Below are 12,983 nucleotides of genomic sequence, written 5' to 3' on the forward strand. Positions count from 1 at the left end.
GACCGATCGTCAATTCATTCAAATGAGGGCTTGCTTAAAACGCGGCTCACAGCCTGATGCCAGCCCGTAAGTAAACGCTCTCGCTCTTGAGCGGACATGCGGGGCTCAAAGCGTTGAACTGGTTCCGGTAAACTCTGAATGGCCTGCGGGTTGGCCCAGAAGCCCACCGCCAGACCGGCCAGATACCCGGCCCCCTTGGCCGTCAACTCCGGGTCATCGGTGCGTTCCACCGGCACGTTTAAAATATCGGCCAAAAACTGCATTAAAAAGTCTGATCGGGTCACCCCGCCATCCACACGCAAGCGCTCCAAGGTCAGGCCCGCTTCCGACTGCATGGCCGCCAGAACGGCCTGGGTCTGATAGGCCATGGATTCCAGGGCGGCCCGCACCAGGTGGGCTTTCCCGGTGTCCTGGGTAATCCCGAATACGGCCCCCCGGGCGTCGCTGTCCCAGTAGGGAGCGCCCAGTCCGGCAAATGCAGGCACCAGATATACCCCTTCATTGCTGGCAAGACTGTGGGCCAGCGTGTCGATTTCCCGCACGTGATCAAAAGCGTCCAACTTTTTATTCAGCCATTCCAATGCGGCCCCGGCGAAGAAGATGGCCCCCTCCAGGGCGAAGGCCGGTTTACCGAGAGCATCCGTGCCCAAGGTGGTCAGTAAGCCCTGGCTGGAATGCACCGGGGTTTGTCCGGTGTTCATCACCAAAAAGGCCCCGGTGCCGTAAGTGCTTTTGGCCGTACCGGGCACCCAGCATTTCTGCCCATGCAAGGCGGCCTGCTGATCGCCCACGATGCCTGCCAGAGGAACGCTCACCCCGTTGGTGAAGGCCGGATCAATCATGCCGATTTGCTCACAAGAGCCCACCACTTTGGGCAAAATCGCCGCCGGGATTTCAAACAGTTCTAGCAATTCGCTGTCCCAGTCCCGCTGATGAATATTAAACAACATGGTGCGGGAGGCGTTGGTCACATCGCTCACATGGCACTGACCGCCACTGAGTTTCCATAAAATGTAAGTGTCCACGGTGCCAAACAGCAGCCGATTGCGGGCCAGCAAGTGCTGGGCTTGCGGTACGTTTTGCAGTAGCCAACGAATTTTAGAAGCGGAGAAATAGGCGTCGATAACCAGCCCGGTCTTTTCCTGAATCATGGGCCCATGACCCTGGCGCTTGAGTGCCTCACAAAACGGGGCGGTACGACGGCATTGCCACACAATGGCGTTGTAGACCGGCACTCCGGTTTCAGAATCCCACAAAATGACCGTTTCCCGCTGGTTGGTCAATCCGGCCACCGCCAGATTTTCCCATCCTAACCCGGCTTCCTGCAAGGCGGCCCGGGCCACTTGCAGCGTAATTTCCCACAGCTCAGCGGGGTTATGTTCCACCCAGCCCGGTTGGGGATAAATCTGCTCAAAGTTCCGCTGGTGGCGGGCAATAATGGCGCCGCTGGCATCCATGATACAAGCCCGAATGCTGGTGGTGCCGTGATCAAACACCAAAACGTGAGAGCGGTTCAACGGACTAGACCTCAAAAGGACGGGTCACGCTTTCCCCATCTTCCTGCAAGGTTTTAACCAGTTCCTCCACCTTGCCCCGGGCTTCGTTCAACTGGGTCTGGCACACTTTAATGTGGCCCACCCCCTCCTTAAACAAGGTCAGGGCCTCTTCCAGAGGCAACGATTCCGAGCGAAAGCGCTCCACGATTTCTTCCAGTGCCTGGGAGGATTCCGAGAATGTGGGAGTCTTGGCAGCCATGGGGATTTATCCTTGTGCGTTGTGATTGAAATAGACTGAAAAATTTAGGGAAGCGCCGGGGCGGTGAGCGACTCCAGGGCTTGTACCTGCTTGACCTGGGCGGAGATGTTGCCATCGGCCAACCGTAGCTCAAACGTTTCACCGGCTTTTAACTGCTGAATGGAGCGAACCACATAGCCCTGAGCGGTGCTGGCCACCCCATAGCCCCGGGCCAGCGTGGTCAGGGGATTGTAGGCATTCAGCACCGAGACCGATTCGGCCAACCCCTGTTCCTTCTTCTGGAAGAGCATATCAAAGCGGGATAACAGACGTTCTTTCTTTTGCGCCAACTGGTGGCCGCAAGTTTCCAGAAAACTCTGGTGCAATTCCACCATGCGGGTGGCGTTTAAATCCAGGGTTTGCTCGTGATACAAGATGACCTCGGCCATGGATTCCATCAGTTCACGGGCCAGGCTGGCCTGATGCTCCAGAATGGCCTGCAAGTCCGGCACGGCCCAGTCGGCAGCCGCCGTGGGGGTGGAGGCCGAATAATCCGCGGCGGCGTCGGCGAGTGAATAGTCCGGTTCGTGCCCGATGCCCGTGACCACTGGAATCTGGCTTTCAAAAATGGCCCGCACCACGGGTTCTTCACTAAAGCAGAATAAATCTTCAAACGAGCCGCCGCCCCGTCCCACAATCAGGGTATCCAGCCGGTAATGGGGATGGTTCAGTTCCCGAATGGCCGCGGCGATTTCCTGAGCAGCCCCCTCCCCCTGCACTTTGACCGGATGCAGCAAGACATCCACCATGGGGTTTTTACGCCGAATGACTCGCAGCATGTCGTGGATGACCGCCCCGGTGGCAGAAGTGACAATGCCGATGCGTTGGGGAAATTCAGGAATTTCCTGCTTGTACGCTTCCATAAAAAGCCCCTCGGCTTCCAGCCGGGCTTTAATTTGCTGGAAGGCCAGTTGCAAAGCGCCCACGCCCACCGGTTCCAGTTTGCTGCCCACAATGGAGTAGCTGCCACTGGGGCGGTAAATTTCCAGACGCCCGGTGAGGTAGACTTCCAGCCCGTCTTTAAGATCGAAAGTCAGCCGGTTGGCCGTGCTGGCCCATAAAATGCCGTTGATGGAGGCCCCTTCGTCTTTCAGTGTGTAGTAGACATGCCCCCGGGAGGAGCGCTTGACGTTGGAGATTTCCCCCTGAATGACCAGGGACTGCCCAATGACCGGGTGTTCCTCAATGGCTGCTTCCAGCAGGGCGGTAATCTCAGTGACCGTATAGCTGCTTTTTTCAGGGGCAGAAGTTTCCCGCCCGGCAGTCCCCAGCAGGTTTGAAAAATCCAGTTGCTGCTGACTGATATTGGCTGTTTTGGCCTTTCGGGGAGGCATATCAACTCTCTTAAAAAATAACTTTTCCAAAATATTTTGAGGACAATTTGAGAACATGACCCGAGGAGATGCCCCTCAGACGCACTTTCTCAGATGGAAAAGCAACGCTCGCTCATCGTGAATGACCTGGTTAGCCATCCACCATCAGCATACGATAAATGCCGGTGAAAATTAAGCGCTTACCGACAGGTTACTGATCGGACTCAATTTCCCCTTCAAACTTGAAGTCGGATGCTTTTAAATTGGATAAGAAGTTTTTAAATGCCTCCGCCTCTGCCTCATCCCGTTCCTGATCGGTGGAGATGGTGCCTTCGGCCATCACGTTGGCCGTGGCGAAAATTTGCACCTTGGCTTTCAAGGCCAGGGCGATGGCGTCCGACGGTCGGGCGTCGATGATGTGTTGTGTCCCTTCCCCGTTGCTGAGATAAACACTGGCGAAGTAAGTGTCTGAGTTGATGTCGTTGATTTCAATTTTGGTGATGCTGAAGCCCAGGGTTTCTACGATGTTTCCCAGCAAATCGTGGGTCATGGGTCGGGCAGACTTGATATCTTCCAGCTGGCGGATAATGGCGCTGGCTTCGGCAGTACCAATCCAGATGGGCAAGGCGCGACGGTTTTCCTGATCGTTTAACACCACAATCGGTGTTCCCGTTCTTGTATCCAGGGCGATGCCCATCACATACAGTTCAACTAGCGGTAAACTCTCCAAATCCTAATCCTCAACAGAAACGATAAAGCCCCTTTAGTCTATAGGCTTTATTATACTGTATATTTACTAAAATTCGGAAACATTGCGGGTGAAACTGCTATGGTTCCACCTGGTAGGGGGCAGGCGGTAAGGTTCCCACCCGATTCAGCGGCCAAATCCGGAAAACAGCCCGACCAATCACCCGTTCATCCCGGGCAAATCCCCAATAGCGACTATCCAGACTCTGATTCCGGTTGTCGCCCATCATGTAGTACTGTCCGGCGGGGATTTTAACCGGGCCGCAGTAAGGCTCCGGTTTGACCAGGGTGCAGGTGGCGGCAACCTCATTGATGTAGGGTTCGTCCAGCTTTTTACCGTTGACCCAGACCCCTTGTCCGGGAACCACTTCCACCGTATCGCCGGGCAAGCCGATCAAGCGTTTGATATAGGCCACGTCAATGTAGTCATCTTTTTTATAAAGCAGACCGGAAAACCCCGTCCAGCGCAGAAACAAACTCACCGGATCCTTTTTCAGCTGACTCATGGGCGGGTAGAACACCAGAACATCCCCCCGTTGGTAAGGCCGCTTCCATCGGGTGACCCGCTCAATCACCAGCCGATCGTTCACCTGCAGGCCCGGCAGCATCGATTCCGAGGGAATCAGTCGCAGTTCGCCGATAAAACTTTTAATCACAATCAGGAAAAACAGGACAAAGACAACCACCTCTATCAGCTCTTTGGCTAAAAAGAGGGCCGTGTTGCGTCCCTGTTTTTGCTTGACCCGGATTAAGCTGGCATCAATTTTTTCTGGGGAAATCTGAAATTGTTTAACGACCTGCATCAGGGCCGCATCGCTGGATATACAAGCCGCTTTCAGCCAATGCTCCACATCCACCAGGGCCGTTTTGGACCCAGCCGTGGGGGTGCTGGCTTTGGCCAGTGTCTCGGCGGTGGCCAGTAAACTTTCCGCGGAGGAAGGCGGGGAGGCCGATACCGGGGTTTGCTTCAGGACTTTGCCGATTGCCCGGGGGGAGGCCTGCAGTTCTTTCAGTACGCTGTCCAGCCGGTTAAACGGACGATGGGTCATCAGCAGAGCCTGAAAGTACACACGGTCGCTGGGCTTGGAGAGTCCTGCCTTTTTGGCCAGTTTGCCCGCCAGATGAATGGCGTCTTTTACATCTTCGGAATAGCGAACGGTGTCCAAGTAAAAATCCTCGTACGGCCCAAAACTAGCGACTGCTCAAGTGGATGGCAGGCACCCCATTCTAATATCAGTCGGTTGAAATCTCAATGCAATTTCCACCCCGACGACGTGCGGCACTGAGGGCATTCTCGGCGGTGCGAACCAGAGCGGAGACCGAGGTGTGTCGCTCGCTCAGGGGCACTACCCCGGCGCACACCTTCAGGGGCATGGTGTTGTCCTGCCAGATCATGGATGATTTCTCAACCCGGGCCCGAAACCGTTCCAAAGCTACATAGGCTTGCTCCCGGGCGGTTTGTGGCAGTAAAACGGCCAGACTTTTACTACTGTAGCGGGCCAGAAAATCTATGCCCCGAAAACTCTCTTCCAGAATGCGGGAAACGTGCTGCAAGGCTTGATCCCCGCACGCATGCCCCCACTCCTCGTTCATTTCCCGAAAGCCATCCAGACCAATCATGGCCAGGGCCATGCTCTGTTCATAGCGTTTGGCCGATTTGAACTCTCTTTGCAGCACGCTCATAAAGTGCTTGTGGTTGAACAGACCCGTCAGGCTGTCCGTAATCGCCCACATTTGCGCCTGTGAGTAGAGATGGCGAAGTTTCATCAGCAGCCGGATCTCGTCTTCCACCAAATGAACCGGGAAAATTTTGCTGTAATCCACCTTTTGCTTGGCATAAAAGGCCACGGCCCCAATCAGGGTGGCATCCAGGTAAAAATCTTTCACATAAACCGTTTCGTAATGGGTGGCGGCCGCTTCGTCATCCAGCTGCCCGATGACTTGCGATTCCTGAAGCTCCAGCAGGGCAGGGGACAAGCCCTGCGTCTTAAAGCGCTCAAAAAACGTTTCCATCAGCTGCTCAATCTTTTCCGTGGGCTGCTTTTCTCCTTCCGGCAAATGAAAGGTCAGAATGCGGGGCCCTTTGTCGGTGTCGTTGTAGAAAATGGCCGCCGCGTCGTATTCCAGAATGCTTTCCAGCAGGCTGAAGAACATGTAGTTCATCAAATCGGCGTCATGCACCAGATCGGACAGACTGCGAAATTCCACCATCAGCATGGACTCAACCAGCGAGGTGTCCAAAATCTGGTTCAGACGGGTACGGATATTGAACGGATGTTGGGTGTTGCTGGCCTTTAGCAGTGTTTTTTCCTGGATATTCATGCGGTCATAAATTTCCAGAACCATCTGGGTCTTTTGTAGCAACCGGGCTTCTAATTCATCTTTTCCCAAAAAGTCATCGGCCCCGGCCTTCATGCCCCAAAAGCGATCCATCTTCAGCGTTTGCTCGGCAATCAGCAGAATGGGAATCTTGCGCATGACCGGATCGTTCTTGACCAGTCGGCAAATCTGGTAGCCGTTCAGTTCCGGGGTGGTGCTACCGGCCAAAATCATATCCGGAATCAGTCGATAGACTTTCTGGATCCCCTCGGTGCCGTCCTGGGCGTAGTCAATGTCGTAACCATGCTTTTCCAGGGCCAGACGACAGGCGTTCACCACCAGTTCATCCTGATGGATAATCAGAATGAGTGGCTTGCCTTGCCGGGCGGGCTCATTGAGCTGTTCTGGATTACTATGACTCTCTGAGAACACGTTCACGTCGTTTGAAAACTCTAAATCGTATTAGTTATCGTATCCCAATATATTGTTTTTGCGGCTTTATTTGTCGAAATATCAAGCAATCGAAATATCAAGCGGTCATCGTCAATCACAATCCGGGGAAAATAATCATTGGCCGCTGTGGTTTTGATCGGCCACTGGGTCAGGGCAATCTCAAACTCCTCTGCCTGATGGACGCCCTAAAGCGCACTCATTCTTTATGATGACATCAACGATTTTTCGATGCGGGCACAAATTGCCTCAAGGCCAAAATCAGGGTTTCAAACCGATTTGGTAGCCTTTTCGGGGCACAGTGACAGGAACGGATCCCTATCTTTCATGGACAGCTTGGATACCCAGCCATTTGAAGAGTACCCGGTGTATGACTCCATACAAGGCCTGGTCTCTGTTGGAGAGCCTCAGGACGGGCTGAGTCCGTTTGCCACGCTGGGCACTCCGGGAAACGTCTCAACTTCTCCTGCCCGAAGCCTGTATGAACAGGGGGTGTTGTTCAATTTCAAAAAGGATACGGAGCAGGCCTTGTCCTGTCTGGAGAGGGCGTATGGTCTTTTCTTGCAGGAGCATCAATACCTGGGGGCCATCGAGTGTCTGGTAGAGCTGGCCTGGCTGAAGTACAACACCGATTCCCCGGATGCGGCCAACAAGTCGGCTCGCCTGTTTTCCGAGGCCCTGAAGATGATTAACGTGCATATGCACGAGGTGGGCGTGAACGAAGTGCGGGCCCGCCTCCTGCACTATCAGGGTCTGGTCAGGTATCGGGAAAAACGCTTTGGTGAGGCGGTCAAGCATTTTATGTACGCCCGCACCTTCTGCCACCCGGAGGGCATTGAGTCCGCCCGCATTCTGGACAGTTTGGCCGTTCACTACGAGCATACCAACGATTACTATCGGGCCATACAGTGCCTGCAAAAGGCGCTGGAAATTAAAGCAAGGCTGGGTTGCGAGGCCGAGCAGGCCGTCAGTTGCCAGATTATTGGCCGTATTTACATCCTGCGGGAAGAATACCCCCAGGCCGAGCGGTTTTTGAATCAGGCCCTGCAAATCGCCATCCGGCTTGAGGACGCCTACCGTTGCGCCCGCATTAAAAACGATCTGGTGCGGCTCAGCATCTATCAGGGGCATTTTGATCAGGCGCAGGCCCTGATTGCCCAGCTGGAAGCCGAGTGTACCCACAAGCCCATGCGCATCCCCTTTGGGAAGAGCCAGTTTTACAAGGCTTACATTTATTACAGTCAGCTCCGCTTCGGGGAGTCCCAGCAACTGCTCGAGACGGATGTACTGCCCATTTTCAAGCGGCAGGGATACCGCAAGGGCTTTGCCATGGCCAGCCGCCTGCTGGCCTGTCTGCATTACCAGAGCGGGCAAGGGGCCCGTGCTATTGAAGAGATGAGTGAAGTGATCGCCATCTTCAAGGAAGAGGGCAGCATTTCGGAACTCTCCAAGACCTACTTTGAACTGGGCAAGATTTATTTATCGCTCAATGAGCCGAAGCTGGCTTTGGCCAGCATGCTGGAGTCATTGCGAATCGCTGAAAGCAACGGGCTCAGCTTTATTATCAGCCATATTGAAGATGAAATCTTCCGGCTGGACGAGCGAAAATGGCAAGAAATTGTTGAAAAGCGGGCCAACCACGACCGGGTGTTTGAGAAAGACCTGAACCTGATGGATGCCTTGCAGGTCGTGTCCGAGCAGCCAGAGGAGCAGGCCCCCCAAAACCCCAATCAGCGGCTGCTATCCCTGTTGCGGGTGGGGCAGGCCATGTCCGCCGAGCGGGATCTGGACAAACTGCTGACCCTGATTCGAAATGAAACGGAGCAGGCCCTGGACGCCGAGCGCTGCACCGTCTTTTTGTACGATCGGGAGAATAATGAACTGTGGTCCAAAGTGGCTACCGGTATGGAAACCAGTGAGGAAATCCGCTTTCCGGCCCATTTGGGTCTGGCGGGATATGTGGTGAAAACCGGGGAAATCCTGAATATCCGGGACGCCTACGAAGATCCCCGCTTCAATCAGGATATTGACCGCAAGACGGGCTACCGAACCCGGAACATTTTATGTTTGCCCATGCGCAACCGTAAAATGGAGATCATCGGCGTCTTTCAGGTTTTAAACAAGCGGGTCTCCCACTTTGACAAGGTGGATGAGGACTTGTTAACGGCCATTTCGACCAATGCGGGGGTGGCCCTGGAAAACGCCACCCTGGCCAAGGAGATGAAAATCTCCTTTGACAGCTTTGTGAAAACTCTCTCCAGCACCATTGACGCCCGAGATCCCATCACTGCCGGTCATTCCGAGCGGGTGGCCGAATACTCCCTGCTGTTGGGGGAGGAAATGGAAATGCAACGTGATGAGTTGGAGGCCCTCAAGTACGCTTCCCTGTTGCATGACATCGGCAAAATTGGCATTCAGGAGGATATTCTCAAAAAAGATGGCCGTCTGACCGAGCGAGAGTATCGTCATATTCAAAAGCATGTCTACTACACCCATGAAATCCTGAAAAACGTCCACTTTGAACGCCATCTGCAACTGGTGCCCGAGATCGCCGCTTCTCACCACGAGAAAATGGACGGCACCGGCTATCATCGGGGGCTAAAGGGACAGGAAATTTTACTGTCAGGGCGCATTTTGGCTATTTCCGATGTCTTTGACGCCATCACCTCCCGCAGGCACTACCGCAATCGCATGGCCTTCGACAAGGTGCTGACCATTATGAAACGGGACGCCGGCACGCATTTCGACCCGGAGTGCGTGGACGCCTTTTTCAATATTCCGCTATTCCGCATGGGTGCCGTGTTGTTAATGGATCGGGGGAGCGGGGTTCACGAAGAGGGGCTGGGCCTGCTGGAGCAGCTGGACCCGGGCATTACCGTGGGTGAGTATTACAAGTGCCTGAACAAAGAGGTGATGAGCAAGGGCGAGGCCGATGTGCATCGGGTGTTCAGCAACCTGTACCACTTCACCGGAAAGACCGATTAAAAGTCATTGCCCCTGCTCGTGTTGCCGGGCAAGCGGGTCCCATTCTTTTGAATTCAAAAGGCAAACGTCCACCAATGGGGTTCCCTAATTAATCGGAACAGGCCATACAGCGGACGTTTACGCCAACAGGATGACTCTGGGGTCAGGTGGACTTGAACCGTCGGGACTTGTCGTTGGCGGGCGGAGTGTCAAGCGTGTCCGGCTTGTCCACGACTTGCAAGTGCCGTTTAAATTCAACGTAAAAGCCACAGTTCTTCACCTGAACATCACCGTCCAAATGTGCCACCCCCACGGCCAATGCTTCCAGCAGCGGGCACATGACCCCTTTGAGAAAGTACTCGCAGGAGTAACATTGGTCTTCTTCTTCAATGTGGACGTGACCATCGTAATACATGAGTTGTAGGACTTCCTTAAGGTGGGAGTTTGGGTCATTTCCGAGTCCGGCAAGTGGCCTGCCAAGGGCATCGGGAGGGGTTTGGGAATGTGTCTGTATAGCTTGTCTTGCCACTATAGTTCAAAATGTATACCGACATTTTTATTATAGCCTCCAGCCCTCCATAATTAAAGTGGCAAAGCTGGGCAATTGCACCACAAACACATGAGGTGTGGGGAAGCGGTGACCCTTAAACGGATTTCCGTTTTCATGAAAAAAAATCGAACTTTACAATGCGTTACAATTTGTCTGGAAGTCATCTTTTTGTTACAAAGAGGTTAAGATAAAGAGAGCTGTGTTGGGCGATCGAGGGAATATTCGGCTTGTTCTGGCCTTCAGAAAATCTGATTTCTTTGTCAACACTGATTTTTCGGTGACTACACAGGTTTAAGTTGAGGCAATCGAGGGTAGTCCTTGCTATGGATGTTATAAGCTCAGCCATAAACACCACGTCCGTGTTGTATCAGGAGAACGCGGCGGCCATGCGGGAGCAGGTTGAACGCTTGCGGGAGCGCATTCTGGCGGCCCGGCTGGGCGGCGGGCAAGCCCTGATTGAAAAACACACCCAGCGGGGCAAGTGGTTCGTGCGAGATCGCATTGAGGCCCTGCTGGACGCCGATACTCCCTTTCTGGAATTTAGCGCCCTGGCCGCTTACGACCTCTACGACAACGCTGCCCCGGGTGCTGGTCTGGTCACTGGCATTGGCCGGGTTCATGGGCAGGAATGCCTGATTGTGGCCAATGACGCCACTGTCAAAGGGGGCACTTACTTTCCCATGACGGTCAAAAAGCACTTGCGGGCCCAGGAAATCGCCCAGCAAAACGGGCTGCCCTGCATTTATCTGGTGGATTCCGGCGGGGCCTTTTTGCCCATGCAGGATGAGGTCTTCCCGGATAAAGACCACTTTGGGCGCATTTTCTACAATCAGGCCCAAATGTCGGCGCAGGGGCTTCCTCAAATCGCCGTGGTCATGGGCTCTTGCACGGCGGGTGGGGCCTATATCCCCGCCATGTGTGATGAAAGCGTTATCGTCAAAGGGCAAGGCACCATTTTTCTGGGCGGGCCTCCCTTGGTGAAGGCGGCCACCGGCGAAGAGGTCTCCGCCGAGGATTTGGGCGGGGCCGACGTGCATTGCCGCACCTCGGGGGTGACCGATCACTACGCCCTGAATGATGAGGACGCCATCGGCATTACCCGCAACATTCTGCAGAATTTAAACCGCAGGCCTCAGGCCCGCCTGAATCAGGACCCACCGGAAGATCCCTTGTACGACCCTGCGGAATTGTACGGCATCATCAACAAGGACATTCGCAAACCCTACGATGTACGGGAAATCATTGCCCGGCTGGTGGATGGCAGTCGCTTCCACGAGTTCAAGGCCCTGTACGGCACCACTTTGGTGTGTGGCTTTGCCCGCATTCTGGGATACCCGGTGGGCATCATCGCCAACAACGGGGTGCTGTTCTCGGAAAGCGCCCTGAAGGCCGCTCACTTTGTGGAATTGTGTAATCAGCGGGGCGTTCCTCTGGTCTTTTTGCAAAACATCACCGGCTTTATGGTGGGCCGTCAGTACGAAGCGGGCGGCATCGCCCGGGATGGGGCCAAAATGGTCATGGCGGTGTCGAACGCCTCGGTGCCCAAGTTCACCGTGATCATCGGGGGATCTTACGGGGCCGGGAACTACGGCATGTGCGGACGGGCCTTTGGGGCAAGGCAAGTGTGGATGTGGCCCAATGCCCGCATTTCGGTCATGGGGGGGGAACAAGCGGCCAATGTGCTGCTCACGGTCAAGAAAGATCAGTTGGCCGCCCAGGGCAAACCGGCCATGAGCCCGGAGGAAGAGGAGGCCTTCAAGGCCCCCACCCTGGAAAAATACGCCCGGGAAAGCAGCGCCTACTACAGCACGGCCCGCCTCTGGGATGATGGTATTATTGACCCCGTGGACACCCGTATGGTTTTGGGGCTGGGCATAGCGGCATCTTTAAACGCTCCCTTCCCCGATCGGAAACAAGGGGTATTCCGCTTTTAGGCGCTTCAGGCATTGTACAGGTTTGTCGCTTGCTGGTACGCTAGTGCAGACGAGACCCGTCAGAGGGAGATGAGAGGGACACAGGCGTGGGAGATTTTATCCGGATTGCGGTAGAAGAAAAAGCAAGCGGGGCCATTGCCACCGTGACCCTGGGGCGGCCCGAGCTGCACAATGCCTTTAACGCCCCCATGATCGCCGAATTGCGAGACGCATTTACCGGTTTTGGTAAAAATTCTCCGGTGCGGGCCATTGTACTGCGAGGCGAAGGCAAGTCCTTCTGTGCCGGGGCCGATCTCAACTGGATGCGGCAAATGGTGGACTACAGCTTTGAGCAGAACGTGGAGGACGCCCATGCACTGGCCGCCATGTTCCGGGCCATTCAGCAGTGCCCCAAGCCGGTCATCGCCCGGGTGCATGGGGCGGCCTTTGGCGGCGGAGTGGGTTTGGTGGCCGCCTGCGATATGGCCTTCGCCACGGCATCGGCCAGTTTTTGCCTGAGCGAAGTGAAGCTGGGCTTACTGCCCGCCGTGATTTCTCCCTTTGTGCTGAAAAAAATCGGGGAAGCGCATGCCCGTCGCTACTTTTTAACCGCCGAGAAATTTAGCGCCACCGAAGCCCATCGCATCGGCCTGCTTTCTGAAGCGCTGCCCGATGAAGCCGCCCTGGACAACCAGCTTGAAACGGTGCTTGCCGCCCTGTGCGCCAACGGGCCGGAGGCCCTGGCCCACAGCAAGATCCTGATCGAGCAGGTGTGCCGGTTTGACTGGGAACGGGCCGTGGACATTACCACCAAGCTGATTGCAGAGCGTCGCATTTCCGCCGAAGGGCAGGAGGGCATGCAGGCCTTTCTGGAAAAACGCAGCCCGACCTGGGTGCAGGTCGGGGAGAAGGTCAATTGATGGAATCGTTTCA

10 protein-coding genes are annotated in these 12,983 nt (G+C 55.0%); 3 read left to right on the forward strand and 7 right to left on the reverse strand.

From position 1 onward, the window contains the following. Positions 1-14: 14 nt before the first annotated feature. The 6 genes from glpK to DF283_RS09820 form a co-directional block, all read right to left on the reverse strand. The gene (gene glpK, locus DF283_RS09795; protein WP_303674633.1) at positions 15-1,532 is read right to left on the reverse strand and encodes a glycerol kinase GlpK; all 1,518 of its coding nucleotides are present in this window, start codon (positions 1,530-1,532) and stop codon (positions 15-17) included. Further along, the gene (xseB, locus tag DF283_RS09800) at positions 1,522-1,755 is read right to left on the reverse strand and encodes an exodeoxyribonuclease VII small subunit (protein ID WP_303674634.1); all 234 of its coding nucleotides are present in this window, start codon (positions 1,753-1,755) and stop codon (positions 1,522-1,524) included. Before xseB ends, glpK begins: the two co-directional genes overlap by 11 nt. Before the next feature lie 44 nt (positions 1,756-1,799). Then, positions 1,800-3,128, reverse strand: coding sequence for an exodeoxyribonuclease VII large subunit (xseA, locus tag DF283_RS09805; protein WP_303674635.1), 1,329 nt, complete (start codon positions 3,126-3,128; stop codon positions 1,800-1,802). Between the two features lie 190 nt (positions 3,129-3,318). Then, a complete protein-coding gene (locus tag DF283_RS09810; RefSeq protein WP_303674636.1) occupies positions 3,319-3,837 on the reverse strand; it encodes a bifunctional nuclease family protein in 519 nt (172 codons plus the stop codon). 97 nt (positions 3,838-3,934) lie between these two features. Then, a complete protein-coding gene (lepB, locus tag DF283_RS09815) occupies positions 3,935-5,020 on the reverse strand; it encodes a signal peptidase I (protein ID WP_303674637.1) in 1,086 nt (361 codons plus the stop codon). Between the two features lie 67 nt (positions 5,021-5,087). Then, on the reverse strand, positions 5,088-6,611 hold the full coding sequence (locus DF283_RS09820) for a GGDEF domain-containing response regulator (protein ID WP_303674639.1): 1,524 nt from the start codon (positions 6,609-6,611) through the stop codon (positions 5,088-5,090). Between the two features lie 339 nt (positions 6,612-6,950). Here DF283_RS09820 and DF283_RS09825 point away from each other — a divergent pair, with 339 nt between their 5' ends. Continuing rightward, entirely contained in the window at positions 6,951-9,608 is a 2,658-nt protein-coding gene (locus DF283_RS09825) for an HD domain-containing phosphohydrolase (RefSeq protein WP_303674641.1), read from the forward strand. Positions 9,609-9,750: 142 nt separating this feature from the next. Here the strand turns inward: DF283_RS09825 and DF283_RS09830 are convergent, their stop codons facing one another. After that, a complete protein-coding gene (locus DF283_RS09830; protein WP_303674642.1) occupies positions 9,751-10,002 on the reverse strand; it encodes a hypothetical protein in 252 nt (83 codons plus the stop codon). Positions 10,003-10,460: 458 nt separating this feature from the next. Between DF283_RS09830 and DF283_RS09835 the strand changes: the two genes are divergently transcribed. Continuing rightward, positions 10,461-12,071 (forward strand): carboxyl transferase domain-containing protein, encoded by a 1,611-nt coding sequence (locus DF283_RS09835; RefSeq protein WP_303674644.1) that lies wholly within the window; start codon positions 10,461-10,463, stop codon positions 12,069-12,071. 86 nt (positions 12,072-12,157) lie between these two features. Next, positions 12,158-12,970, forward strand: coding sequence for an enoyl-CoA hydratase/isomerase family protein (locus tag DF283_RS09840; RefSeq protein ID WP_303674645.1), 813 nt, complete (start codon positions 12,158-12,160; stop codon positions 12,968-12,970). Positions 12,971-12,983: the final 13 nt, after the last annotated feature.

It is taken from the genome of Vampirovibrio chlorellavorus, from assembly GCF_003149375.1.
GTDB classification, from domain to species: Bacteria; Cyanobacteriota; Vampirovibrionia; order Vampirovibrionales; family Vampirovibrionaceae; genus Vampirovibrio; species Vampirovibrio chlorellavorus_B.